A 22,664-nucleotide genomic window follows, 5' to 3' on the forward strand; every position below is an offset into this window, starting at 1 on the left:
GATGGGTGCGTCGACCGCGCAGGAGATGCGCGCTACTTTTCGCGGAGCAATGGCACGGTTCACGACCGGCGTGACGATCGTGACCACCAGGACTCCGAACGGGCCGGCGGGGATGACAGCCAGCGCTGTCACGTCCGTTTCGCTGGATCCGCTCATGCTGCTGGTGTGCGTCGGAAACACCCTCGCGACGAGGGACGCGATCTCCGGCTCCGGCGTCTTCGCCGTCAGCGTTCTCTCACAGGGCCAGGAACGGCACGCGCTGCGGTTCGCGAGCCGGTGCGACGACAAGTTCGCCGGCATGGGACTGCGCGCGGACCACGACCTCCCCGTCGTCGAAGGCGCCGTCGCTCACTTCGCGTGCAACGTGAAGGAAGAGTTCGCGGGTGGAGATCACACCATCTTCGTCGGCGAGGTCGTCAGTTGCGGCTACTCCGTCGACTCGAACCCGCTCGTCTACTTCGGTGGGAAGTTCGGCAGCCTCTGCGATCTCGACTCCCATGCGCAGTTGGCGTTCGACTGGCAGCTGGCGGCATCGCAGTAGCCAGTCCCGCCGAGGCACCCGGGCCGCTCACGCGCACCACCGCGCGTCGGGGGCGGGTGCGGTCAACAACCCCTTGCGCACGTCGCGCCACCCATTGCGCGCAGATGGCGCACCTCATTCCCAGGAGATGAACGTGGACGTATCCGTGCTGGGTCTCGGTCAGATGGGATCCGCCATTGCCGAACGACTCGTCGGCGCGGGCCACAAGGTCAGCGTCTGGAACCGCTCGAAGGGCAAGGCGGACGACTTGGTGGCCAGGGGCGCGTTCGAGCTGGACGCGTCCTTTGAGGCGTGGGCCCGGTCGGACGTCTGTATCACGATGGTCGCCGACTCCCATGCGCTGGCCGATGTCGCGCTCGCGCCCCACAGCGGGCTCGCGCACGCTACGGCCGGCAGGGGGAAGACACTCATCGACATGAGCACCGTCTCGGCGGAGGTGTCCGGTCACGTGGCCGCCGCGGCTTCGGCCGGCGGCGTCCGGTACCTACGCGCTCCGGTGAGCGGAAACCCGGGCGTCGTACGTGCCGGGAACCTCACGATCCTCGCCTCGGGCGATGAGGCCGTCTTCACGTCCGTCGAAAGCCTCCTGCGCGACATCGGTGCCCACGTGTTCCACGTCGGCGAGGGGGACGCTGCCCGCATCATCAAGCTGGCACTCAACCTCATGGTCGCCGGGACGGCCGAGCTTCTCGCCGAGTGCGTCGCGCTGGCCGAGGCCCACGGCGTACGACGGGACAAGCTCCTTGAGGTGGTCGGAGCCTCGGCGCTCGCGTCTCCGTTGGTGAAGTACAAGATCGGGCCGCTCCTGGCGGACGACTACACGCCGACGTTCAGCTCGCGGCTCATGCGCAAGGACGTGGACCTGGCCCTCGAAGCGGCGGCTGCCGGCGGAGTTCCCCTGCCGGTCACCGGTGTCGTGCAGCAACTGCTTCAGGCCTGCATATCGACCGGCCTGGGCGAGCTGGACTTCATGGCCCTCCTCCTCCGTCTCCAGCGGGAGGCCGGCCAGACCTCCGACTGACCGGAGGGCCGAGTGCCTGAGTGGCACTGAGGGCCCGCCGCCCCGTTCCCGTGCTTCAGTTGCGGCGCGTCGTGTCGCTGAGGATCTGCTCGCGGAGGATGTCGGCGTGGCCGCAGTGCTGGGCCAGTTCACGCAGTGTGTGGAGGTAGACCCAGCGCAGCGGCAGTGGGCCGCGACGGTTGCCCTGCACGAGGTCGTCCAGTGTCAGCTCGGCCGTGGCTCGGCGGGATGCCGCGCACGTCTGCTCGTAGGCCCCCTGGACCAGGGCGATCGTGTCGCTGTCGTCGAGATCGAAGGATTCGTCGGGCGTGTCGGGAATGCCGATCTCGGTACGGGACCGGCAGGTGATCGCCTCGTCGAACCAGACCTTCTCGACGACCGTGGCGTGCTTGACCAAGCCGAGCAGCGTGGTCTTGGACGTGACCAGCGACCGTCGGGCCTGCTCTTCGGTCAGCCCGTTCAGGCTGTCGTGCAGTAGGGATCGATGCTCGTCGAGGAGCGCCTCGAACTGATCGCGGAGCGGTGCGTGAAAGACGGCGGGTTCCGCCGGCGGCTGGAAGTCCATGACCGCAACCATAGGTTGCTCGGTCCCTCGCCCGAGGCCCCGCCCAAGTCGGGCGTACTCGGGATGTGTCGCGGTGTGCGGGGAGAGGGCCGTGCGGACGTACAGCGATTTGTATCAACCGATACCGTATCGAATGAGCGGATGGCTGATAATGTGCCCTCATGACCGCCGATCGCGCTCCCCGGAACACCGCCTCCCGTGCGACCGACCGCCCTGGTGACGCCTCGCCGTTCGCTCTCGGCCTGCTGCTGCGACGGGCGCACTGGCGCGCGGCCGCGGTGATGTCGGAGGCGCTTCGGCCGCTCGGCATCGAGTTGCGGCATTTCGCCGTGCTGATCGTGCTGGTCGACCGCGGGCCCACGATGCAGCGGGATCTGGCGGCGGCGACGGGGTCGGACAAGGCCGGAATCATGCGGGTCGTGGACGACCTGGAGCGCAGAGGTCTGGCCGTACGCAAGGCCGTTCCGGGGGACCGGCGGGTGCGGGCGGTGGAGATCACGCCGCAGGGTGTCGAGCTCTTCGACGCGGTTCATGTGGCGGCGGCGCCGCTGGCCGAGCGACTGGTGGCCGAACTGGAGCCGGGCGAACCCGAGAAGCTGGCCGAACTGCTGACCCGGTTCGCCTATGGAGAAGACGGCGAGGCGTAAGCCCGCGGCACACCGCTGTCCACCACCGCCTGGGCGCGTCCTGTCTGCCGCCCTGTCGCGGCCAACCCGCCGCAGCCGAGGCGCCCGGCGCGCACCGTGTGACGTCCCGGGGTGAGGCGTCACACGGTGCCCATGACCCCGGTTACGCGCCGAGGCGCTGCGCGAGTTCCTTGGCCTTGGTGTTCGCCTCCTCGAAGGCGCGCCGGCGGGATGCCTCGTAGAGGGGAACCAGATCCGACATGGCTTCCTTGCGGGGAGCCATGGTGAGCTCCGGAACGATGAAGTCGACATCCAGGCCGAGGGTGCCCTTGAGGACGGCTTCCAGGTAGTTGAGGACGAACTCGTAGTCCTCGCGCGGAGTCCCCGGCGCGTAGGAGCCGCCGCGGCTTGCGACCACGGTGACCGGAGTGCCCTGCGCGGAGGGCATCTCGCCCGCGGTGCGGCCGGGAAGGATGATGTTGTCCAGCCATGCCTTGAGGGTCGACGGGACCGTGAAGTTGTACATGGGGGCGCCGATCAGGATGGCGTCCGCCTGCTCCAGTTCCTCGATGAGCTGCACGCGCGCCGCGAACGCGACGGCCTGCTTCGGGGTGCGCTCGGACGGCGTGGTGAACGCGGCGGTGTGGGCGTCGGCGGTGATGTGCGGGACAGGGGCCGCGGCGATGTCGCGGTAGATCACCGTGCCCTCCGGGTGCTGTTCCTCCCAGGCGCTGCGGAAGGCCCCTGCGACGGAACGGGACGAGGACACCCCGGTGGGGAACACGGACGAGTCGATGTGCAGCAGCGTGGCCATGGAGTTTCTCCCAGGAGCGGCGCCCCGGGCGTGGAGCCGGGGCAGCGGATTCACAGTCGAAGATAGTTAAGCACGTGATGGTATTGAGTGATACTATCGCGAGTGTGACGAAGGGGGGTGCAGTGAGTGGATGAAGGAGGTCGGTGATCTTGGACGTCTATGAGGCGGTCACGACCCGACGCGCAGTACGGGAATTCACGGACCGGCACGTGCCGAGGGAAGTAATCGAGCGCGTACTGTCCGCAGCTGCTTGGGCACCGTCCGCATCGAATCTTCAGCCGTGGCACGTCTACGTGCTGACCGGCGCACCGCTGGCCGAGCTCAAGAAACGCGCCGGCGAGCGCCTGATCACGGGTGACGCCTGGGACGAGCCCCAGTACCAGCAGTACCCGCCCACACTGAAGTCCCCCTACCGGGAACGCCGGTCCGCCTTCGGCGAGCAGCGCTACGGCGCATTCGGCATTCCGCGCGACGACCTGGAAGCGCGCCAGAGGGCCGCTGCCGCGAACTGGGATTGCTTCGGCGCGCCCGCCGCCCTGTTCTGCTACATCGACCGCGAAATGGGCCCGCCCCAATGGTCCGACGTCGGGATGTATCTGCAGACCGTCATGCTGCTGCTCCGTGCCGAAGGACTGCACAGTTGCGCGCAGATGGCCTGGGCGAAGTTTCACAGGACCGTCACGGAGGTCGTGTCGGCCCCGGACGAACTCCTCCTCTTCTGTGGCATGTCGATCGGGTTCGAGGATGTCACGGTGGGCCGCGCCCGCACAGGGCGGGCGCCGCTCGACGAGACGGTCACGTTCGTCGAGGGATTAGCCGGGACCGCTCGCCGGAGCCGCCCGTGTCCGTTCGGCAGTGGCGCGCCTCCGCCCTGGACAGCCGTAACCGGAGTTTCGGAGACCGCGGAATCATGCATCTCGAGCCCTGCCCTGTGACAAGTACCCTTGAAGAGGCCGTTTCTGTCTTTGAGCAGCACCGGCCGCGCCTCTTCGGAATCGCCTACCGCGTGCTCGGCAACGCGGCCGACGCCGAGGACGTGGTCCAGGAAGTATGGCTGCGATGGCAGAAGACCGACCGCTCCCCGGTGTTGAGCCCGGTGGCCTATCTTTCGAGTGCGACGGCCCGCTTGGCCATCAACGTCGCGCAATCCGCGCGTGTACGCCGGGAAACCCCCATCGAACCGTGGTTGCCCGATGCCGTCGACACGACCTCGGACCCGGAGGCGGGCGCGCAGCTCACCGAAGATCTGGAACTGGCCCTGCTGCTGGTGCTGGAGAGGCTGAGCCCCACAGAATGCGCCGCGTACGTACTGCGCGAGGCGTTCGACTACGCCTACGCGGAGATCGCCGAGATCCTTCGGCTCAGCCCCGTCAACGTGCGGAAGATCGTGAGCCGTGCCCGCAAGCACCTGTCGGCCGAGCGACGGGAAAGCGTGAACAGGGCGGAACACCGACGACTCGTGGCCACCTTCGTCTCGGCGTCTCGAAGGGGCGACGTGGCTTCGCTGGAAGCCCTTCTCGCCCCGGACGCGTCAAGTCCGCCCGACGGCAGCGGAATCCGGGACGCCGCAAGGACACCTGTCCCGAGCCGTGGGTGTGCGGCCGACCTGACGACGGCCTGTTCGTGGTTACGGCGGGACGCGTACCCCAGGTTTGCTCGAGGCGGGCGGCCGTACAGAGTTGACGCTCTGCCGCAACGGCCAGAACGGCCAAGCCTGCGCCCTCTCGGCGGTGGCCGCCTCGACCTCGACGCTTCACGGTCCGGGGACCGGAAGCACAGTGCCGGCGGGCCGTCGTGCATCCCGCGGACGGCCGATGTGGCGCGTTGTCACACGTCTGAATGACGCCTTCACCGATGCGTCCGGCCGGTGGTGTCACAGAACGGGTGGCCGCCGGGTCATAGATGCGAAGCCAGTCCACTTCGGTGTCGTGGCGAAAGGGTGGATCATGAGAATCAGAGGTGGCCGGATACCGGTCCCATGGCCACGCCCGGGCCTCGGCGGGTACGCCCCGGCACGTGGCCGTGGCCGCGAGCGGCGTCGAACCGTCACCGGCGACAAGGGGACGCGCCCCCTGTCGTCGAGCCGGTCGGCCGAGGACGCCACCTCGGAGGGCTTGCGAGCCCTTCCCCGTCCCGTGGCCGTGGTGGTCGGCGCCGGAGGCGTGCTCGGAGCGGCACATGTCGGTGTCGGGTACGCGCTGGACGAGCGTGGCTTCGTCCCGGACATGATCATCGGGACCTCGGTGGGTGCCCTCGTCGGGGCCATCGCGGCCGCCCACCCCGACGGATCCGCGTCGCCGTTGCTGGACCGTGTGTGGACCCCGTTGCGTCGCCGTGAGGTGTATCCGCTCGGTTACCTGTCGTCCCGGGCCAGTATCTTCACCGATCGCGGCCTGCGGCGGCTGATCGCACGGTCCGGGCTCCCGTCCCGGATCGAGGAGCTGGCCATCCCCTTCACCGCGGTCGCCATGGACCTGGGTACCGGCGCTCCGGTGCTGCTCGACCACGGGGACCTCGAGTCCGCGCTGCTGGCCAGCGCGGCCGTGCCCGGGATGCTGCCCCCGGTGGATCGCGAGGGCAGGACGCTCGTCGACGGCGGGGTGATCGCCTACGTCCCGGCACTGGCGGCTCTGCAGGCCGGGGCGGCCAGCGTCGTGGTGCTGTCGACAGGGCCGGAGAGTTCGTCGCCCGGCCAGGCCGTCCCGCGCCGGCGGGCCGGCGCGATCGCCGCCAGGGCCGGGCTGTTGCTGATGCGCCATCAGATCGAGCGTGATCTGCAGGAGGTGGCCCGGCACGTGCCGACCGTCGTGCTGCCGACAGGCATCGACGTCTGGCCCTCCCCGTGGGACTTCGGCCACTCCCAGCGGCTGATCAGCACCGCGTCCCGTACGGCGGGAGGCTTCATCGACGGGCTGCGCGTCAGCGGCCCGGGCCTGTACCGGGCCGGCGCCGCCACGACGTCGTCGGCAGCCCAGGACGAGGCATCGACCTTCTCGGCATCGGGGGTCCCCCTGTGAGCACCATCGCGTTCCTCAACATCGCCATGCACGGCCGCGTCAACCCGACGCTGCCGATCGTGGCCGAGCTCGTCCGGCGCGGCCACACCGTCACGTACCACACCTCGCCCGCGTTCCGTGAGGGAATCGATGCCGCCGGTGCGACGGTGTACCTCTACCCCGGGGGCGAGCGGCCGCTGCCCGATCGACCCACGCCGGTCACGCTGCTGGAGGGACTCGCGAACGGTGCCCTGCGCATGACGCCCCCGGTGCTCACCGATCTGCACCGCATCCGGCCCGACCTGATCGTGCACGACAACGCCTGTCCGTGGGGCGCGATCGCCGCCCGCGAGCTCAAGGTGCCGGCGGCGTCGTCGTTCACCACGTTCGCGTTCAACCGGCACGTGCCCAGCCCCACCGGCGGCTCGTGGGACCTGCTCACCGCGGCGGCGTCCCGGCCGAGCAGCGTCCGGGGCTACCTGCGGTCGCGCTGGGGCCTGCACCGCCGCTTCGACACGCGTGGAGTGCCCCTGGTCGACCTGGGGAACATCCGCCAGCCGCTCAACCTGGTCTACACCTCACGGGCGTTCCAGCCCGGCGCCGACGACTTCGACCCGTCCTACCGGTTCATCGGCCCCAGCATCGGCCACCGTCCGGCCGACCCGTCGTTCCCGCTCGACCGGCTGCGGGACCCGGTGCTGTACGCGTCGATGGGCACGGTGTTCAACGCCGATCCGAAGCTGCTGCGCAGTTGCGCCACCGCGCTCGCCTCACTGGGCGGCACGGTCGTCGTCTCCACCGGGAAGACGGATCCCGCCGAGCTGGGGCCCTTGCCGCCCCATGTGCTCGCCCGGCACTTCGTCCCACAGCCCGAGGTGCTGGCCCGCGCGGCACTGTTCGTCACCCACGGCGGAATGAACAGCGCCAATGAGGCCATGGACGCCGGGGTTCCGATGCTGGTGGTGCCGCAGGGCGCCGATCAGCCGATGGTGGCCCGACGCGTGGTGGAACTCGGCGCCGGCCTGTCGATCCCTACCCAGGACGTGACCGAGGACTCCGTGCGCGCCCTCGCCGGGCGCCTGCTCCACGACCCCCGCTACCGGACGGTCGCGGCCACCCTGCAGACCGCCCAGCGGGAGGCGGGCGGATACCGGCGCGCCGCCGACGAACTCGAGCGGTATCTGCACACGGCCGGCCCGGCAGGTCGTTCCGCTCCCGTCGATCCGTCGCAGCGAGGCTGAACCATGTCACTCGTCATCGTCCTGCTGCTGGTCGCCGGAGTATCGGAGGCAGCCGGGCGCATCCTGCCGCTGGCGGTACGCCGGCCCGGCATGCCGAGGCGTCTGGTGGCCTGGTTGCTGCTGGCCGGTGGCCTCGTCGAGGCCGCTGTGTTCGCGCTGTGGCCACTGACCGCCTGGACCCTCACCGAGCTGGTGGTGTCCCCGGCACAGCCGGACACCGGGCTGGCGTGGACACCGCACCTGCTCGCCCCGCTCGTGCTCTCTGCCGTCCTCGCGTTCCCCATGCTCGGGCCCTTCCTCCACCTTCTGCTGTTCGTAGGGGTCGGGGCCGGCCTGGCGGACACGCTCGCCGCGGCGACCGAGCTGGGCTGGTGGGGCGCCGCCGGATGCGTGGCGGTCGCCGGACTCGGTCTCGGTGTCGCTGTCGAGGTCGTACGGCGTCTGGTCGTGTGGATCAGCGCCACGGAGAGACGGAGGGCCATCGCATGAACGCTTTCCTGCTCTGGGTCTTCGCGATCGGGCCGGCTCTGCTCGCCGAGGCTCTGCTGGCGCGGTACGAGGTGCTGGCTTACGGCGCGGGCTGGCGAGACCTCATCACCGAACTCCCGACGGGCATGCCCTACGCCCGGGGCGCGGCCCCCGACAGTCCTCCGCACGCCTACCTGGTCTACCTGGACGGCATCGGCAAACGCCGCGTCCGTGACAGCCGGGACGGCGGCCAGCTGGTCAAGGCCCTGATAGACGGAGCGCCGGAGCTGCGGGTGCTGGGGCAGGTGCAGCCCTATTCGCCGCTGGCCGACCCGCTTGCCGACCGGCCGGTGTGGGCGTGGCTGCGCCGCCGCATCGGGCTGCTGCTCTTCCTGCACAACGTCATACAGATCTTCGTCGCCGCCGACCACCGGTACCGCCCGCTGTACAACCGGGCCGTGGGCTGCCAGATCGCCACTCAGCTCATGCTCGCCGGCTACCAGCCCGGCAGTGGTATCCCTGTGGTGCTCCTCAGTTACAGCGGAGGCGCCCAGGTCGCCACCGGTGCGGTCGACGAGCTGCACAGCCAGCTGCGCTCCCCGCTCCTGCTGATCACACTGGGTGGGTTCCACAACGGCGCCAACGACCTCACCCGTGCCGAGCATCTGCATCGGCTGACCAGTGCGGGCGACCGGATCGAACGGCTCGGGACCTGGATCTTCCCGCAGCGCTGGCCCCTGATCCGCGGGAGCGGATGGAACCGGGCCCGCCGCGCGGGGAAGATCACCGCGCACCGGCTCGACCCGGCCACCCACGTCGGGCCGGGCAGTTACATCAGCCGGACTGCTCGGTTGCCCGACGGCCGCAGCCACCTCGATCGCACCGCCGACATCGTGATCGAGCTCATCCGCGCCCAGCGCGGCGCGAGCGTGGCGACGGACGACCTGTCGCCCTGACGCGCTCACTGCGCGCTCACTGCGCGCCCGGAAAACCAGGTGCGCGGGGTCGTGGCCGTCACCTAGCGTTGCCGAACATGCGCGTTGTTTTCACCAAAGGGCCCGGTACGAGCTACGACATCGCCGTGCACCGCGAGACCGGGGCCGCGCTCGCCCCGCGCAACGGACCCGGCGGGCATCCGTATCTGCCGCACGACCTGGTGCACTTCCTCGTCGAGGCGGAGGCGGGCATCGAACTCGGCGTCTACGGACGCCTGGCCGCGGGTGACAACGGCTTGTTCTGGCCCGCCGACCCTGCGGAGCGCGTCAGGGCCGCCCGGCGACGCAGGTCGAAGCGAGCGAAGTCGTCCCTTCAGGCGAAGGCCGACATGGCCAGGTCGGAGGAGCTGGCGGGCATCGCCGTAGCCGTGTGGGAGGTGCGGCACGGTCACGCGCGGGAGCTGCCGGCGTATGTGACGGCGGGGGAGATCCCTGCGGTGGTCGACCGGATCGTGACCCGCTTCGACGCGTACGCCGACCGGTGGCACACACTGCCGGTCGGAGCTTCGCTGACCCTGACGTGGTGACACCTGCTCAGTTCGCCCGATCCTGGTGCCACTCGACGGAGACGGAGACCGTCCGAGGATGATCGCCCCGTCCCCGTCCCCGTCCCCGTCCCCGGCGGCGGTCCGGAGGGATAATGGTGTGCGCACAGTGCAGTGGTGAACGGCCGTTGCGGACCGTCGTGGGCGGCTGCCCACCCGCGCGAAGGGCTGAACAGGGGCGCCCGTGCCGCCGGGCTGCCACCGTCCGGCGGTGTGGGTCAGTGGACGAGTTCGGCGACGGCCGTGGCTTCCAGCCGTGCCTCCTCGCAGGTGTCGCAGTCGTCGAGCGCCGCCAGGTATCGCTCGGCGTCCAGCGCCGCCGCGCAGCCTGTCCCGGCGGCCGTGACGGCCTGCCGGTACTCGTGGTCGACGACGTCGCCGCAGGCGAACACGCCGTCCAGATTGGTGAGCGTGGACCGGCCCTCGACGGCGACGTAACCGGCGTGGTCGAGGGAGAGCTGCCCTTTGACCAGTTCGATCCGCGGATCGAGCCCGATGGCGACGAAGACACCGGTCACCGGCAGGTCGGTCTCCTCTCCGTTGGTCACGTCACGCAGGCGGACACCCGTGACCTTCTCCTCCCCCAGAATGTCGAGCACCTCGCGGTTCCAGAGAAAGCTGATCCTGTCGTTGCGGCGCGCGCGTTCCTGCATGATCTTCGAGGCGCGCAGGGCGTCACGGCGGTGCACCACGGTGACCGAGCGGGCGAACCTCGTCAGGAACGTGGCCTCTTCCAGGGCGGAGTCACCGCCGCCGACGACCACGATGTCGTGGTCGCGGTAGAAGAAGCCGTCACAGGTGGCGCACCAGCTCACGCCCCGGCCGGACAGCCGCTTCTCGTTGGCCAGCCCCAACTCGCGGTACTGGGAGCCGGTGGCGAGGATGACGGTCCTGGCACTGTGGGTCTTCCCTGCGCTGTCGACGACCTCCTTCACACTGCTCGCCAGACGCGCCTCCACGATGTCGTCGGGGATCAACTCCGCCCCGAAATGCTCCGCTTGAGCCCTCATCCTGCCCATCAGGTCCGGGCCCAGCACCGGATCGGGGAACCCCGGATAGTTCTCCACGTCGGTGGTGTTCATCAACGCACCGCCGGCGGCGACGGATCCCTCGAACACGACCGGGCGCAGCTGTGCGCGGGCGGCGTAGAGCGCGGCGGTGTACCCGGCAGGACCGGACCCGATGATGATCACTTCCCTGACCGCGTCATTCATGCTGTTCACCTACTGACCTCGGGAAAGAAGCGAGACCGGCCCGGTGGTCACTTCCACGCCGTCTGTCCGGCGGCGCCAGGGCCGCGAAACGACACTCGGCATCCCACTACGGGGAGTCCGCCGCCGTCACCTGCGAAACGCCGGCCGTGGCGCCGCACCGGCGCGGTCACGACCTCGAACGACTCCACCATGCACACGCGAAGAGCCGCGTCGCATCCCGTCGTCCCGCGGATCGGGCCTGGGGGTGCTTCAGGCCGACCCAGGTGCCCGGTCGGCCTGAAGCGCCGCGTCCCACTGTCCGTGAGGTCAGACGGCGGTGGCGTTGATGGTGACGGGGACGTTGCCGCGTATCGCCTTCGAGTAGGGGCACATCTGGTGGGCGGCACGGGCGAGCTCGGTGGCCCCGTCCTGGTCGACACCGCCGAGCTCGAGGTTGAGGACCGCGACGAGGGAGTAGCCGTCGTCGCCGTGGGCGAGTGTGATCTCGGCGTTGATCTCCGTGCTGGTCAGCCGGACCTTGCGGTCGGCGGCGGCGATACGGACGGCGCCGAGGAAGCACGCGCCCCAGCCGGCTGCGAAGAGCTGCTCGGGGTTGGTGGCATCGCCGGCCCCGCCGAGCTCCTTGGGGTGGGCAAGGCTGATGTCGAGCATGCGGTCGTCGGACCGTACACGGCCGCCGTTGCGGCCCTCTCCGGCGACGTTCACAACGGCGGTGTAGCTGTTCGGCATTGCATGTCCTCTGACGGTTGGGGCGTTACGGGTCTCGTAAGCCAAGAAGCCTTCCTGGCGGGGGACGCCCAGTGCGCGTCACCTGCTCAAGTGGTGACTCGATAGTCACAGGCGTGGCGTCACCTGTCAAGGCGGTGACGAAATGGGAGGGTGTGACGCACGTCCTGTGACCTGCGTGGTGTGACCTACGTCCTGTGACCTGCGGGACGCCGCAGTGCGCGGCGTGTCCCGGCGAGCGCCGGCGCATGGGCCCGGATCGCTCCGAGGGCGTCACGCCGTCATCCTGGAGCGTAAGGAGGTCTCCCACGAGCGGGGTTCTCCCGCGGCCGGAAGGAGCGCCGATGAAGGCCGTACGGACACACGATCGTGACGCGGCCGCGGACGGCCTGGCCGTGGAGGAGGCTCCGTACCCGTACGCGGGCGAGGGCGACGTGATCGTCAGGGTGCGCGCGGCATCCTTCACCCCGGACGAGTTGACCTGGCCCGCCTCCTGGGTCGACCGGAGCGGCAGGGACCGAACGCCCGTCATCCCGGGGCACGAGGTGTCGGGCGAGGTCGCAGAGGTCGCGGTCGGCACCACCGGGCTGTCGGTCGGACAACGTGTCGTCGGCCTCACTGACTGGAACCGGAACGGCGCTCTCGCGGAGTACGTGGCGGTGGAGGCCCGCAATCTGGCGCCGCTGCCCGCGGGAATCGAGCACGTGCAGGCGGCGGCTCTGCCGATGCCGGGCCTCACCGCCTGGCAGGGCCTCTTCGTCCACGCCCGGCTGGAGGCCGGTCAGAGCGTGCTGGTGCACGGCGCGGGAGGGGGCGTCGGATCGGCCGCCACGCAGCTCGCCCGCGCAGCGGGGGCACGCGTCATCGGCACGGGGCGCGGGGCGAGCCGGGACCGGGTGCTGGAGCTCGGCGCGGAGGACTTCCTCGACCTGGAGCAACCGGCGTGGGAGGAGGCGGCGGGCCGCGTCGACATCGTCTTCGACGCCCTCGGCGGGGACGTACTCGACCGCTCGGCCGCCTTGGTCGGCCCCGGCGGCATCCTCGTGAGCATCGCGCGCCCGCCGACCGTGCGGCCCGAGGACGGCCGGGCGATGTACTTCATCGTCGAACCCGACCGCGGCCATCTCCTGGAGGTCATTCGCAGGCATCAGGACGGCGCGCTGCGCCCGTTGGTGGGCGCCGTCCATCCCCTGGAGCTTGCGCCGGAGGCGTTCCGCGCGAAGAAGGGCACGGTCGGCAAGACGGTCATCCACGTCGCGTGAGCGCCGCGCGGCGATGCGATGAGGCCGCGCAGCCATGCGATGAGCGTGCGGGGACGCGCTATTGCCCGGACCCCTGGCCCGCGGGGTTCTCGTGGCGCACACTCTCGGCGTAGGCCGCCTCGTCCTGTGCGACGCGGTTGGCTTCTTCGAACACCTTGAGGACGTGTGCGGCCGGGATGACGGCAGCACCGGACGCATCCGCGAACACGTAGTCACCCGGGCGGACGGCCACGCCCGAGACGACGACCGGCCGGTTGGCCTCGAACGGTGTCACCACGTCGCCGCCCCATTTGGACGTCTGTCCCCAGCAGTAGACAGCGAGGTCGTAACGCGCGATCTCGGAGAAGTCCCGGAGACGACCGTCGGCAAGGAGGCCCGCAAGACCGCGTGCTGCCACCAGCGAGAGCTTTGTGCCGCCCCCGAGGGAGATGTCCCTGTGCCCGTTCCCGGCCAGCACCAGCACGCGCCCCTGCGCGCCCTCGCCGACGGCGTCGTCGAACAGCCGGGTGAAGGTGAACCGCTCGGGTGGGAGTGCCTCCTCGCACGAAGGGAGATACGAGATCGTCACCGCGGGTCCCAGCAGGACACGACCCGGAGTCGGGCTCACCAGGTCGTCGAGGTGACACCGGTGGCGGTGCATCCGTCCCATGGCGTCGACGACGTCGGGGGTGCGTACTCCCGAGGCCAGACGTTGCAGACGGTCCTTCATGTCCGCCATGGGAACTCCCGAGCCGACGTGCGGCCTTGTCGTAGGCGGGTCATTGCAGTGCCGGGATCCTGAGGTAATGCAGTCCGCCGGTGTCGAGCCACAACTGGTCGGCGGAGCGGACCAGTCGAAGCAGAACGCTGTCGCACCCGGGACAGCGCAGCACCATGCCCGGACCACGGAGATAGGCATGCGTCTGGGCGAGCGACATCCGTTCACCGCAGCCACGGCATCGTCCGGTGGCCACGGTCATGTCCGTCCCGAACACGGACTCGAGGTCCCCGGCGGCCGCGTTGCCGTCGAGGAAGTCAGGCGTCAGGGTCATGGCCGTTCAGCTCCCTGTCGGTCCGCACACGTGGCGCGCCGACCGCTGGGCTCCGGGCTCTCGCCGTGCGAGTCGGCGACCGGGCATCTCACCACTGGCGCACGTGCCACTCATTCACGTACCACTCATTATGGACGAGCGAGTGGGAACCGGCTCTCTGCGCGGCGGGCGGCGACCGGTGTGGCCGCGGGTGCCGTGCACAGTGTGACCGGTGTTCTCACCACCTCCTCATCCGCTGGGTCCGAACCGCTCGGTGCGGATACGGCCGGGGTGGTGGCCGAGGGCCACCAGCAGGCCGGCCGCCTTCTCGACGAAGCCGGTGGAACCGCAGACGTAGCAGGTCGGTTCGAAGTCCGGCGGCCACCCGGCGCTCGACAGATCCGAAGCGGTGAGGCGTCCGGGAGGCCGCGGCGACTCCGGTGGGGCGGAGCGGGTGTAGACGTACGTCTTGTCGAGGCCCGGGTCGCCGCGTCTCAACTCGGATGTGAAGAGCTGGTACTCGGGGCTGCGTACGGAGTACACCAACCGGAAAGGCGTCCGGCTGCCGACCGCGCGGCGTGTACGGACCATCGCCATCAGAGGCACCAGGCCCGAGCCGCCGCCCACCAGCAGGACCGGTTCCGTCTGCTCCGGTCGCCACACGAACCAGCCGCCGACCGGTCCGCGCAGTTCCACCAGATCGCCCGGTGCGAGTTCGTCCATCAGGTACGGGGACACCTCACCGTCACTGACACGCTGAACGGTCAGCTCGACGTTCTCGTCATCGGCTGCCGACGCCACCGAGTAGCTGCGCTGTGTGCTGTAGCCGTCCTCCGCCGTGAGCCGCACGTCCAGGTGCTGTCCCGCGACATGGCCCGGCCAGCCCGGCACCTCGAAGACGAGCGTGCGCGCCGCCTCGGACTCGGTGCGCCGATCCGTCAGGCGGGCCGCCCTCCAGCGCAGCGGGCCACCGCCTAGTCGCCTTGGTACCGCTGCTCGCGCCATGGGTCCCCGTAATCGTGGTAGCCGATGGTCTCCCAGAAGCCCAGTTCTTCCTCGTCGAGCAGCTGGATTCCGTGGACCCACTTGGCGGACTTCCAGAAGTACAGGTGCGGAACCAGCAGCCTGGCGGGGCCGCCGTGCTCCGGCGCGATGTCCTCGCCGTCGTAGCGGTACGCGATCCACGCCTGTCCGTCGAGAAGGTCCTCCAGGGGAACATTGGAGGTGTAGTCGCCGTAGGACTGAACGAGCGCGTATTCGGCGCTGGTCTCCACGTCCTCCAGAAGGGCGTCCAAGGAGACTCCCTGCCACTCCGTGTCGAACTTCGACCACTTGGTGACGCAGTGCAGGTCAACGGTCGGTGTCTCGCTGGGCAACGCCATCATTTGCGCCCAGTTCCAGCTGACCCGTTCACCCGTCTCCGTGCGGATGGTGAACTCCCACTCATCGAGGTCCACCGTGGGGGTCGGTCCTGCGGACAGAACGGGGAAGTCCGTGGTCTCGTACTGCCCGGGAGGCAGCTTGTGCCGCGTATCCCGCGCTCGTCCGTGGAATCCACGCGAAACGATGGGCATGTCGCCCCCATTCTCCGACGTCCGCGGTTCCCATTCTCCAGGACATCGCGCAGCGCAGCATCCGGGCAGGGAGGCGGCCTCCCTCCTCATTCCGGGCGGTGCACTCTCGTCGCGGATCTCCGTGAACGGTTCAGCAAGGGCAGCGCCGTCAGGGGAAACACGACCACGGACACGAGGCCCGCAGCCACCAGCGCGGCCGCGTTGGCCGGGCCGATCGCGTCCAGCCTCAACCCGATCGTGGTCGCCGCCACGATCACGGGAAGCGAAGTGGCTTGCAGGAGTCCGCCGGCCACGGTCTCCGCACGCGAGAGGCCCGCCCTGCGGTAGACGAGTGCGGGCAGTCCGCGTACGAGAAGGAGCGCGGCAAGGAACATCGGTACGCGCAGCGCCGTCCCCACGTCCGCGAACAGCGCTCCGAGATCGAACTGGATGCCGCTGGTCACGAAGAAGACCGGGACGAGGAATCCATAACCGAGGCCCTCCAGTTTGACGTGGAACTGCGGATGCGTCCGTTCCGCGTCGGGGTCGACCAGCCGCAGCACGGCCCCTGCGACGAAGGCACCCAGAATGGCCTCGAATCCGAGATGCAGGGCGATCGCGGAAAGACCGACGATCAGAACCATGGTCAGGCGGACCCGGATCTGGGCACTCGTGTCCGCCAGATTCACCACGGCCCGGGACAGCCACATGGAGCGCCCCGCACGTAGCGATGTCACCACGATGAGCGCCACCAGGAGAGCGAGGCCGAGCAGCAGGAGCACCCCGGAGGCCGGGCTCGATGCATGCTCGGAGAAGAACAACGACAGCAGGACCACAGCGCTGATCTCACCCGCGGAGGCTCCACCGATGGTCAGTTGGCCGACCGGCCGGTCGACCGCGTCGGCGTCCTTGAGGATCGGGACCAGAAGGCCCAAGGACGTGGCCACCAGCGCGGTGCCGATGAGCAATGGGTTCTCGACCAGGCCGGCGGTGTCCAGCACCCAGCCGACGATCCCGGCCAGCCCGAGCGTCCCCGCCAGACCGATTCCGACGAGCCGTGCGCGTGGCCCGCGCAGTTGCCGGAAATCGATCTCGAGCCCGGCGAGGAACAGCAGGAAGCTCAGTCCGATGATCGACAACGCTTCGACGGTTGCGTCCGGCTGCACCAGATTCAGCACCGCCGGACCAAGGAGGACGCCGGCCACGATCTCGAGGACCGGGCCGGGGAGGGGCACTCGGGGCACCATGGCGAGGACGAAGGGGACGGCCGCGGCCACCGCGAGAACGATGACCAGGTTGTCGTACGACATCGTGACTCCGGTGGCCGGTCGGCGTGGCAGTCAGGTCCCACCGACGTTGCCCAATCCCGCGGTGCGATCTGCCGCCGAGCCTTCTAGGCTCATGGGGTACCGTCCGGGATCTCCCCATCCACGTTATACGCCGCTCCCGTCCAGAGCCGGGGCCCCGGGGTTCGGTGCAACCGCGCCCTCGGAAGACCCAGAGGCAGAGTGACCACACCCCACTCGCAAGGGAGACCGACCGATGGTCGCCAGCAACCTCGTTCTCGTCGGCAACGCAGGGGACGTGGGCCACATGGTCCTGGAGCAACTGCGTGCGCAGAACGTACCTGTACGCGTCATGGTCCACCGGGACGACGACCGTGCGGCCGAGCTGCGCGGACTCGGCGCGGAGGTCGTCGTCGGCGATCTGACCCGGCCCGAGACCGTCGCGGCCGCGCTGAAGGGCGTCGCCAGGATGTACTTCGCGATGCCCGTGTCCCCGGACCACCTGCTGGCGGCGACGGTGACGGCCACCGTGGCGCGCGAGCACGGGCGACTGGACGCCCTGGTGGGCATGTCCCAGATGACGGTGTCTCAGATGACCGCCACCAGCACCGGGGAGTCGCACCAGCAGCGGCTGCACTGGCTGGCCGAGCAGGTACTGAACTGGTCGGGCCTGCCCGTGGTGCACATCCGCCCGACGTCGTTCCTCGACAACCCGCTGTTCACCACCCTGGCAGCTCGCTCGATCCGGGCGAACGGCACGATCGCGCTGCCGTTCGGCACGGGGCGCACCTCACCCGTCGCCGTGGCCGACGTCGCCCGCGTGGTCGCCACCGTGCTCCGCGAGCCGGCCCCGCACATCGGTCATGTCTACGAGCTGACCGGCCCGCGTTCGCTCGGCATGGACGAGATGGCCGAGGAGTTCACACGAGCCCTGGGGCGTCCGGTGTCCTATACGGACGTACCGCTCGACCGTTGGCGCACCGAGGTGCTCGCCGAGGCGGGGCTGCCTGCGCACACCGAACAGCACATCGTCACGATGGCCCGACTGCACCGCGAGAACCGCTACGACCGCGCGACGGACGACGTCGAGCACGTCACGGGCGTGCCTGCGCGATCGGTCGAGGCGTTCGTGTCCGCCCGTAGGGACTTCTACCTGGGCTGAGCCGCTTCAGCGCTCGACTCCGGGTCGAGGAGCGTGCGTTGCTCCGGTGCGGACTCTGTCAGCGGTGCTCGGGGTTGGGGGAGTCGGAGCGGCAGCCCGCGTCCCACGCGGAGCGCTGGTTGCCGTGGGCGGGGATACCGCCGGCCTGCTTGAGCATGGCGGCGAGGTGCAGGAGATTCCAGGCCATGAAGGTGGTGTTGCGGTTGGTGAAGTCGTTCTCCGGGCCGCCGGACCCGGGGTCGAGGTACGAGGGTCCGGGCCCGGCCTCGCCGATCCAGCCCGCGTCGGCCTGGGGTGGGATGGTGTAGCCGAGGTGCTGCAGGCTGTAGAGAACGTTCATGGCGCAGTGCTTCACGCCGTCCTCGTTGCCGGTGATCAGGCAGCCGCCCACGCGCCCGTAATACGCGTACTGTCCGCGGTCGTTGAGGAGCGACGAACCCGCGTAGAGCCGCTCGATGACCTGCTTCATGACGGAGCTGTTGTCCCCGAGCCAGATGGGCCCCGCGAGCACCAGGATGTCGGCCGCCATAACCCGCTCGTACAGCGCGGGCCATGCGTCGGTGGACCAGCCGTGCTCCGTCATGTCCGGCCACACGCCGGTCGCGATGTCGTGGTCGACGGCCCGTACGACCTCGGTGGCGACCCCGTTCGACTCCATCACCGAGCGGCTCTTGTCGATCAGCCCCTGGGTGTTGCTGACGTCGGGAGACCGCTTGAGCGTGCAGTTGACGAACATCGCACGGAGACCGTCGTAGGAAGGGTGCGGCTGGGTGTTCACGGAGTGCTCCTGGAGCGCCTGCCGCTGTGGCGTTCACAGCGGTGCGACGCCCTCCATCGTGCGGGCTGGGCCCGTCGCCGTCGCCGTACCGGCGCAGGACGACGACGACGATCACTCCGACGGCCGACCTGTCACGGTGCCGGGTACCAGGCCGTGGCCTGCCGGAGCGGCGCAGGCGGCGCAAGGTGACCACGGGCTCCGGCGCCGGGCGTGCAGCAGGCTCAGCCGCCGGCGACGGTGTACCGGCTGGTGATCGCGACCCGGTTGAAGGCGTTCATCACGGTGCTCAGCCAGGCGACCGCCGAGACCTGCTCCTCGGGGAGCACGGCAGCGGCCGCGGCGTAGTCCGCGTCACTGACGTGCCCGTCGGCCACGAGGGTGATCGACTCCGCCAGGCGCAGGGCCGCACGCTCGGTGTCGGAGAAGTAGCCGGTCTCCCCCCAGCTGGGCAGTACGGCGAGCCGGTCGGGGTTCTCGCCCTTCTTCAGGGCGTCGCGGGTGTGCATGCGCAGGCAGAAGCCGCAGCCGTTGATCTGTGAGATGCGGATCTTCAGCAGTTCCAGCAGGAGCGGGTCGAGGCCCGCCTCGGCGGTGCTCTTCTCGACCGCTGCCGACAGGGCGATGAGGGCCTTGTAGCTGGTCGGGTCCTGCTTGCCGATGTTGACGCGCTGCGTGTCGGTCATGGGGGAAATCCTCTTGTCTACCGGCGCCGGCGGTGGGGGAGGCGGCGGTGTCGTCCTGCATCAAGCCTAGAGGCGAGGTGCCCCACTCCTCTGGTGCAATCGCATCTGATTCGAGTGGGCCAATTCGCGAGCGCCCATCCCACCCGCCACGGAGTGTGACGGCATGCTGTCGCGCTGAGCGTTGCATGTCATATCGTCACCTGTCAGAATGGTGACATGGAACATGCGTATCCCGCCGGAAGCCCGGCGCTCGACTTCGCGGGAACACTGCGCCTGCGACGCGAAGCCAGCCCCCGGGAGATGCTCCACTCGCCCGAGAGCCTCAGCTCGTGGTTCCGTGGATGCGGAATCACGGACAGTGACCTTCCGTGTGGGAGCGACGATGTCCGCGAGGCGGTGGCGTTGCGGGAGGCGATCTATCAGGTGATCGTCGCGAGGATCTCCGGCGAAAGCTATGACGAGGAGGCACTGAGCCTGGTGAATGCCGCGGCACGCCACCCGGCTCCCGTGCCGCAGCTGACCGCCGCCGGACGCAGCGTCGAAGCCACCGTTCAGCAGGCCCTTTCACATGTCGCGCGGGATGCCGTCGCCGTCCTCAGCGGGCCGGAGGTTCCGCTGCTCAAGGAATGCGCGAATCCCGAATGCACCCAGTTCTACATCGATCACTCCCGGGGGGCGCGCCGGGAGTGGTGCAAGATGGATCCGTGCGGCAACAAGATCAAGGCCGCGGCGTACCGGGCGCGCAGGCGCGCGAGTGCGAAGACGACGGCCTCATCGAGCTCGCGGTCGTAAGGCCGCCGAACGCCGAACGCTGAATGCCGAATCCGGTCGTCCTCCGAACAGTCCCCGCGCGTCGCGGCCGGCCGGCGTCCGGGGCGCTCGGGCTGTCAGAGGACGTAGAGATAGGTGAGCGGTGCGCTGTCCGAGCCGCCGGTCGTGGTGACCGTGACCGGAACCGCGCCCAGTGCGTGGGGTGGAGTGACGGCCGTGACCCGGTCATCGGACAGAGCGGCCACCGACGTGGCCGAGACGCCGTCGAAGGTCACGTCGGTGGTCGTCGCGAGGTTGGTGCCCGTGATGTCGATGAGGGTGCCGCCGAGCGTCGTGCCGGTGACCGGGGTGAAGACGGTGACGGTCGGCGGGTCCACGAAGGTGAACACCAGATCGTCGAAGATCCCGCCCTGGGTGTGGACGACCAGGGACACCTCGCCCGCCGCCGTGGCGGGGGTGACCACGGTGATCTCGGTGTCGCTCACGACCGTCGGCGCGACCGGCGTGGCGCCGAAATCCACGGACGTGGCGGTGCCCAGGTTGCGCCCGGTGATGGTGACGGTGTCCCCGCCCGCCGCGGCTCCCGACGCCGGTGAGACGGTCAGGACGACGGGCGGCTGGATGTAGTAGAACCCCAACGGGCCGCTGGTGCCCCCCGCCGTGGTCACCCTGGCGCCGACCGCGCCCGTTCCCGCGGGGGAGAGTACGGACACCGAGGTGGGCGTATTGCCGGTGATCGTGGCGGGCTTGCCGTCGAAGTGGACGGCGGTGGCACCCGCGAGGTTGGCGCCGGTGATGGTGACGGCGGTGCCTCCGCCGGTGGAACCCTGACTGGGGCTGATCGGCATGACCGTCCTCCATGGCGTGTGTGCAGGCGTGTGTGCGGCGTGTGCATCGGGAACGACTCGGAGACCTGGGCAGTGAACAATGCTGCGGCACAGGTGAGTTGCTGGGGAAATACCCGAATGCGATGCGGTTACACGAGAGACGGGGGGCGTGACGGGAGCGCGATTCGCGATACTGTCCGGCAGTTCGGGCTTCGCGGTTGAGAACGTCCTTACCGAGGCATGAACAAACGCACCCGAACAAGATCCCGTTCATCGGGCTGCCCTAGGCTGACCCTCCCAGTGGACGAGCGGTAGGGGGAGAGACGAATGGCGGGCGCACGCGAATTGCCGCCGGACGAGGTCCTGGTTCAGCGGCTGCGTGACGGTGACGAGCAGATGTTCACCCTGGTGCTGGACACCTGGTCGAGTGGCATGCTCCGGCTGGCCATGTCGTTCGTGTCGACCAAGGCGTCCGCGGAGGAGGCCGTCCAGGACACATGGCTGGCGGTCATCAAGGGGATCTCCGACTTCGAGGGCCGTTCATCCCTGAAGACATGGGTGTACCGGATCCTGGTCAACACGGCCAAGGCGCGCGGCACCAAGGAGAGCAGGACGGTTCCCTTCGCCAGCCTGCTGCCCGAGGAGGAAGGGCCGACGGTGGACATCTCCCGCTTCCGCGCCCCCGGCGAGCGGTACGCCGGACACTGGGCCGTCGGGCAGGAACCGCGTCCCTGGCACGTTCCCGAGGACTACGTGCTGCGCGGCGAGGTCCGCGAAGTGATCGCCGAGGCGCTCGACGAACTGCCGCCCCGCCTCCGCACGGTGGTCACACTTCGCGATGTCGCGGGATACGGCTCGGAGGAAGTATGTTCCCTGCTGGAGATCTCACCGGGAAACCAACGTGTTCTCCTCCACCGGGCCAGGGCCTTCTTGCGCCGTAAGCTGGAGGAGTACGTGTCCGGTGCCCATGACGTCGCCGGCGGGAGGGGACGACCGTGAACTGCGTTGACTTCGTGGAGTTGGTGACCGAGTTCCTCGAGGGCGCCTTGCCCGAAGCGGACGAGCGGCGCTTCATCGAGCACCTCGCGGAATGCTCCGGGTGCGAGAACTACCTCGATCAGTTCCGTCGGACGATCGCCACGACGGGCGAACTGACCCCGGACAACATCTCACCGGACGCCCGGCAGCAGCTGCTCTCCGCTTTCCGGGGCTGGCACCGGCAGTGATCCCGTGCGCCTCCGGCGCACGCCGGGCGGCCGTCATGACCGGCGCGTAGTGGTCACGACCGCCGCCCGGTCCTCGTGCTCCAGGGTATGAGCCGCGGCATTCGCCACCGGGCGCCTGCCGACCCTTCGCGAGCCGTGCCGCCCGGCGGGTCAACTCGCCACGCTCGTCCAGGTTCCTGGCCGCGCCGGCGGGGCTGCAGCCCGTCTTCGTCACCTCGGACGTCCAGCCCCATCCTCTCGTCGCCGAACGTCCCCGGCATGTCCCGCCGCCGACCTGCGGGCGGCGCGGGACGGGTCGCTGTGCGGGCCGTCTCCGGCCGGCTCCCGTCCTCGCGCCGCGTTCCCCGCCCGGCG

General features: G+C 69.6%; 26 protein-coding genes and 1 pseudogene. 15 read left to right on the forward strand and 12 right to left on the reverse strand.

Features of this window, described 5'->3' with window-relative positions; translation table 11 throughout:
- Positions 1-49: 49 nt before the first annotated feature.
- Both ACIQMR_RS10275 and ACIQMR_RS10280 read left to right on the forward strand, forming a co-directional pair.
- Positions 50-541, forward strand: coding sequence for a flavin reductase family protein (locus ACIQMR_RS10275; protein WP_358664272.1), 492 nt, complete (start codon positions 50-52; stop codon positions 539-541).
- A gap of 133 nt (positions 542-674) precedes the next feature.
- On the forward strand, positions 675-1,562 hold the full coding sequence (locus ACIQMR_RS10280) for an NAD(P)-dependent oxidoreductase (protein ID WP_401384977.1): 888 nt from the start codon (positions 675-677) through the stop codon (positions 1,560-1,562).
- A gap of 55 nt (positions 1,563-1,617) precedes the next feature.
- On the opposite strand, the gene ACIQMR_RS10285 is transcribed toward ACIQMR_RS10280, so the two are convergent.
- Positions 1,618-2,127 (reverse strand): DinB family protein, encoded by a 510-nt coding sequence (locus ACIQMR_RS10285; protein ID WP_401384978.1) that lies wholly within the window; start codon positions 2,125-2,127, stop codon positions 1,618-1,620.
- A 161-nt stretch (positions 2,128-2,288) separates the two neighbouring features.
- On the opposite strand from ACIQMR_RS10285, the gene ACIQMR_RS10290 reads away from it, so the two are divergent.
- Entirely contained in the window at positions 2,289-2,774 is a 486-nt protein-coding gene (locus ACIQMR_RS10290) for a MarR family winged helix-turn-helix transcriptional regulator (RefSeq protein ID WP_401384979.1), read from the forward strand.
- Positions 2,775-2,916: 142 nt separating this feature from the next.
- Here ACIQMR_RS10290 and ACIQMR_RS10295 read toward each other — a convergent pair whose 3' ends face one another.
- Entirely contained in the window at positions 2,917-3,567 is a 651-nt protein-coding gene (locus ACIQMR_RS10295) for an FMN-dependent NADH-azoreductase (protein ID WP_401384980.1), read from the reverse strand.
- A gap of 149 nt (positions 3,568-3,716) precedes the next feature.
- On the opposite strand from ACIQMR_RS10295, the pseudogene ACIQMR_RS10300 reads away from it, so the two are divergent.
- The 7 genes and pseudogenes from ACIQMR_RS10300 to ACIQMR_RS10330 all read left to right on the forward strand — a co-directional run.
- Positions 3,717-4,379: pseudogene (locus ACIQMR_RS10300) on the forward strand (nitroreductase); the annotation flags it as partial.
- A 98-nt stretch (positions 4,380-4,477) separates the two neighbouring features.
- On the forward strand, positions 4,478-5,410 hold the full coding sequence (locus tag ACIQMR_RS10305; RefSeq protein ID WP_401384981.1) for a sigma-70 family RNA polymerase sigma factor: 933 nt from the start codon (positions 4,478-4,480) through the stop codon (positions 5,408-5,410).
- 103 nt (positions 5,411-5,513) lie between these two features.
- Positions 5,514-6,584: a patatin-like phospholipase family protein gene (locus ACIQMR_RS10310; protein ID WP_401384982.1), complete on the forward strand. Its 1,071-nt coding sequence runs from the start codon at positions 5,514-5,516 to the stop codon at positions 6,582-6,584.
- Positions 6,581-7,804 (forward strand): macrolide family glycosyltransferase, encoded by a 1,224-nt coding sequence (locus ACIQMR_RS10315; RefSeq protein WP_401384983.1) that lies wholly within the window; start codon positions 6,581-6,583, stop codon positions 7,802-7,804. The genes ACIQMR_RS10310 and ACIQMR_RS10315 overlap by 4 nt, the downstream gene beginning before the upstream one ends.
- 3 nt (positions 7,805-7,807) lie before the next feature.
- Positions 7,808-8,293 carry a hypothetical protein gene (locus ACIQMR_RS10320; RefSeq protein ID WP_401384984.1) on the forward strand — a complete coding sequence of 162 codons (486 nt, stop codon included), beginning with the start codon at positions 7,808-7,810 and terminating at the stop codon, positions 8,291-8,293.
- Entirely contained in the window at positions 8,290-9,228 is a 939-nt protein-coding gene (locus ACIQMR_RS10325; protein WP_401384985.1) for a hypothetical protein, read from the forward strand. The genes ACIQMR_RS10320 and ACIQMR_RS10325 overlap by 4 nt, the downstream gene beginning before the upstream one ends.
- A gap of 77 nt (positions 9,229-9,305) precedes the next feature.
- Positions 9,306-9,794 (forward strand): hypothetical protein, encoded by a 489-nt coding sequence (locus tag ACIQMR_RS10330; RefSeq protein ID WP_401384986.1) that lies wholly within the window; start codon positions 9,306-9,308, stop codon positions 9,792-9,794.
- Positions 9,795-10,030: 236 nt separating this feature from the next.
- Here the strand turns inward: ACIQMR_RS10330 and trxB are convergent, their stop codons facing one another.
- Both trxB and ACIQMR_RS10340 read right to left on the reverse strand, forming a co-directional pair.
- On the reverse strand, positions 10,031-11,026 hold the full coding sequence (gene trxB / locus ACIQMR_RS10335) for a thioredoxin-disulfide reductase (protein WP_401384987.1): 996 nt from the start codon (positions 11,024-11,026) through the stop codon (positions 10,031-10,033).
- Positions 11,027-11,332: 306 nt separating this feature from the next.
- A complete protein-coding gene (locus ACIQMR_RS10340; RefSeq protein WP_401384988.1) occupies positions 11,333-11,755 on the reverse strand; it encodes an Ohr family peroxiredoxin in 423 nt (140 codons plus the stop codon).
- A gap of 341 nt (positions 11,756-12,096) precedes the next feature.
- On the opposite strand from ACIQMR_RS10340, the gene ACIQMR_RS10345 reads away from it, so the two are divergent.
- The gene (locus ACIQMR_RS10345; RefSeq protein ID WP_401384989.1) at positions 12,097-13,014 is read left to right on the forward strand and encodes an NADP-dependent oxidoreductase; all 918 of its coding nucleotides are present in this window, start codon (positions 12,097-12,099) and stop codon (positions 13,012-13,014) included.
- Between the two features lie 58 nt (positions 13,015-13,072).
- Here ACIQMR_RS10345 and ACIQMR_RS10350 read toward each other — a convergent pair whose 3' ends face one another.
- From ACIQMR_RS10350 to ACIQMR_RS10370, 5 genes are all read right to left on the reverse strand, one after another.
- Entirely contained in the window at positions 13,073-13,732 is a 660-nt protein-coding gene (locus ACIQMR_RS10350; RefSeq protein WP_401384990.1) for an RraA family protein, read from the reverse strand.
- A gap of 40 nt (positions 13,733-13,772) precedes the next feature.
- Complete coding sequence (locus ACIQMR_RS10355) at positions 13,773-14,045, reverse strand: DUF6510 family protein (RefSeq protein WP_401384991.1); 273 nt, start codon at positions 14,043-14,045, stop codon at positions 13,773-13,775.
- 228 nt (positions 14,046-14,273) lie between these two features.
- On the reverse strand, positions 14,274-15,029 hold the full coding sequence (locus ACIQMR_RS10360) for a ferredoxin reductase (protein ID WP_401384992.1): 756 nt from the start codon (positions 15,027-15,029) through the stop codon (positions 14,274-14,276).
- Positions 14,999-15,598 (reverse strand): sulfite oxidase-like oxidoreductase, encoded by a 600-nt coding sequence (locus tag ACIQMR_RS10365; RefSeq protein WP_401384993.1) that lies wholly within the window; start codon positions 15,596-15,598, stop codon positions 14,999-15,001. The genes ACIQMR_RS10360 and ACIQMR_RS10365 overlap by 31 nt, the downstream gene beginning before the upstream one ends.
- 86 nt (positions 15,599-15,684) lie before the next feature.
- Complete coding sequence (locus ACIQMR_RS10370; RefSeq protein ID WP_401384994.1) at positions 15,685-16,887, reverse strand: cation:proton antiporter; 1,203 nt, start codon at positions 16,885-16,887, stop codon at positions 15,685-15,687.
- Positions 16,888-17,119: 232 nt separating this feature from the next.
- Between ACIQMR_RS10370 and ACIQMR_RS10375 the strand changes: the two genes are divergently transcribed.
- Positions 17,120-18,025 (forward strand): NAD(P)H-binding protein, encoded by a 906-nt coding sequence (locus ACIQMR_RS10375; RefSeq protein WP_401384995.1) that lies wholly within the window; start codon positions 17,120-17,122, stop codon positions 18,023-18,025.
- Between the two features lie 58 nt (positions 18,026-18,083).
- On the opposite strand, the gene ACIQMR_RS10380 is transcribed toward ACIQMR_RS10375, so the two are convergent.
- On the reverse strand, positions 18,084-18,761 hold the full coding sequence (locus ACIQMR_RS10380; protein ID WP_401385325.1) for a flavodoxin family protein: 678 nt from the start codon (positions 18,759-18,761) through the stop codon (positions 18,084-18,086).
- A gap of 263 nt (positions 18,762-19,024) precedes the next feature.
- Complete coding sequence (locus ACIQMR_RS10385; RefSeq protein ID WP_401384996.1) at positions 19,025-19,486, reverse strand: carboxymuconolactone decarboxylase family protein; 462 nt, start codon at positions 19,484-19,486, stop codon at positions 19,025-19,027.
- Between the two features lie 216 nt (positions 19,487-19,702).
- Between ACIQMR_RS10385 and ACIQMR_RS10390 the strand changes: the two genes are divergently transcribed.
- A complete protein-coding gene (locus ACIQMR_RS10390) occupies positions 19,703-20,278 on the forward strand; it encodes a CGNR zinc finger domain-containing protein (RefSeq protein WP_401384997.1) in 576 nt (191 codons plus the stop codon).
- Positions 20,279-20,373: 95 nt separating this feature from the next.
- On the opposite strand, the gene ACIQMR_RS10395 is transcribed toward ACIQMR_RS10390, so the two are convergent.
- On the reverse strand, positions 20,374-21,105 hold the full coding sequence (locus tag ACIQMR_RS10395) for an IPT/TIG domain-containing protein (RefSeq protein ID WP_401384998.1): 732 nt from the start codon (positions 21,103-21,105) through the stop codon (positions 20,374-20,376).
- 306 nt (positions 21,106-21,411) lie between these two features.
- Between ACIQMR_RS10395 and ACIQMR_RS10400 the strand changes: the two genes are divergently transcribed.
- Together ACIQMR_RS10400 and ACIQMR_RS10405 are read left to right on the forward strand one after the other, a co-directional pair.
- A complete protein-coding gene (locus ACIQMR_RS10400; RefSeq protein WP_401384999.1) occupies positions 21,412-22,083 on the forward strand; it encodes an RNA polymerase sigma factor in 672 nt (223 codons plus the stop codon).
- The gene (locus ACIQMR_RS10405; protein WP_401385000.1) at positions 22,080-22,310 is read left to right on the forward strand and encodes an anti-sigma factor family protein; all 231 of its coding nucleotides are present in this window, start codon (positions 22,080-22,082) and stop codon (positions 22,308-22,310) included. Before ACIQMR_RS10400 ends, ACIQMR_RS10405 begins: the two co-directional genes overlap by 4 nt.
- Positions 22,311-22,664: the final 354 nt, after the last annotated feature.

It is taken from the genome of Streptomyces sp. NPDC091376 (assembly GCF_044757085.1).
Taxonomy (GTDB): domain Bacteria; phylum Actinomycetota; class Actinomycetes; order Streptomycetales; family Streptomycetaceae; genus Streptomyces; species Streptomyces pratisoli.

Bases quoted from the DNA above. Each gene is read 5' to 3' on its own strand.
- ACIQMR_RS10275 (WP_358664272.1), top strand. From the start codon at position 50: ATGGCACGGTTCACGACCGGCGTGACGATCGTGACCACCAGGACTCCG.
- ACIQMR_RS10285 (WP_401384978.1), bottom strand. From the start codon at position 2,127: ATGGACTTCCAGCCGCCGGCGGAACCCGCCGTCTTTCACGCACCGCTC.
- ACIQMR_RS10290 (WP_401384979.1), top strand. From the start codon at position 2,289: ATGACCGCCGATCGCGCTCCCCGGAACACCGCCTCCCGTGCGACCGAC.
- ACIQMR_RS10295 (WP_401384980.1), bottom strand. From the start codon at position 3,567: ATGGCCACGCTGCTGCACATCGACTCGTCCGTGTTCCCCACCGGGGTG.
- ACIQMR_RS10305 (WP_401384981.1), top strand. From the start codon at position 4,478: ATGCATCTCGAGCCCTGCCCTGTGACAAGTACCCTTGAAGAGGCCGTT.
- ACIQMR_RS10310 (WP_401384982.1), top strand. From the start codon at position 5,514: ATGAGAATCAGAGGTGGCCGGATACCGGTCCCATGGCCACGCCCGGGC.
- ACIQMR_RS10320 (WP_401384984.1), top strand. From the start codon at position 7,808: ATGTCACTCGTCATCGTCCTGCTGCTGGTCGCCGGAGTATCGGAGGCA.
- ACIQMR_RS10325 (WP_401384985.1), top strand. From the start codon at position 8,290: ATGAACGCTTTCCTGCTCTGGGTCTTCGCGATCGGGCCGGCTCTGCTC.
- ACIQMR_RS10330 (WP_401384986.1), top strand. From the start codon at position 9,306: ATGCGCGTTGTTTTCACCAAAGGGCCCGGTACGAGCTACGACATCGCC.
- trxB (WP_401384987.1), bottom strand. From the start codon at position 11,026: ATGAATGACGCGGTCAGGGAAGTGATCATCATCGGGTCCGGTCCTGCC.
- ACIQMR_RS10340 (WP_401384988.1), bottom strand. From the start codon at position 11,755: ATGCCGAACAGCTACACCGCCGTTGTGAACGTCGCCGGAGAGGGCCGC.
- ACIQMR_RS10345 (WP_401384989.1), top strand. From the start codon at position 12,097: ATGAAGGCCGTACGGACACACGATCGTGACGCGGCCGCGGACGGCCTG.
- ACIQMR_RS10350 (WP_401384990.1), bottom strand. From the start codon at position 13,732: ATGGCGGACATGAAGGACCGTCTGCAACGTCTGGCCTCGGGAGTACGC.
- ACIQMR_RS10355 (WP_401384991.1), bottom strand. From the start codon at position 14,045: ATGACCCTGACGCCTGACTTCCTCGACGGCAACGCGGCCGCCGGGGAC.
- ACIQMR_RS10360 (WP_401384992.1), bottom strand. From the start codon at position 15,029: ATGGCGCGAGCAGCGGTACCAAGGCGACTAGGCGGTGGCCCGCTGCGC.
- ACIQMR_RS10365 (WP_401384993.1), bottom strand. From the start codon at position 15,598: ATGCCCATCGTTTCGCGTGGATTCCACGGACGAGCGCGGGATACGCGG.
- ACIQMR_RS10370 (WP_401384994.1), bottom strand. From the start codon at position 16,887: ATGTCGTACGACAACCTGGTCATCGTTCTCGCGGTGGCCGCGGCCGTC.
- ACIQMR_RS10375 (WP_401384995.1), top strand. From the start codon at position 17,120: ATGGTCGCCAGCAACCTCGTTCTCGTCGGCAACGCAGGGGACGTGGGC.
- ACIQMR_RS10380 (WP_401385325.1), bottom strand. From the start codon at position 18,761: ATGTTCGTCAACTGCACGCTCAAGCGGTCTCCCGACGTCAGCAACACC.
- ACIQMR_RS10385 (WP_401384996.1), bottom strand. From the start codon at position 19,486: ATGACCGACACGCAGCGCGTCAACATCGGCAAGCAGGACCCGACCAGC.
- ACIQMR_RS10390 (WP_401384997.1), top strand. From the start codon at position 19,703: ATGGAACATGCGTATCCCGCCGGAAGCCCGGCGCTCGACTTCGCGGGA.
- ACIQMR_RS10395 (WP_401384998.1), bottom strand. From the start codon at position 21,105: ATGCCGATCAGCCCCAGTCAGGGTTCCACCGGCGGAGGCACCGCCGTC.
- ACIQMR_RS10400 (WP_401384999.1), top strand. From the start codon at position 21,412: ATGGCGGGCGCACGCGAATTGCCGCCGGACGAGGTCCTGGTTCAGCGG.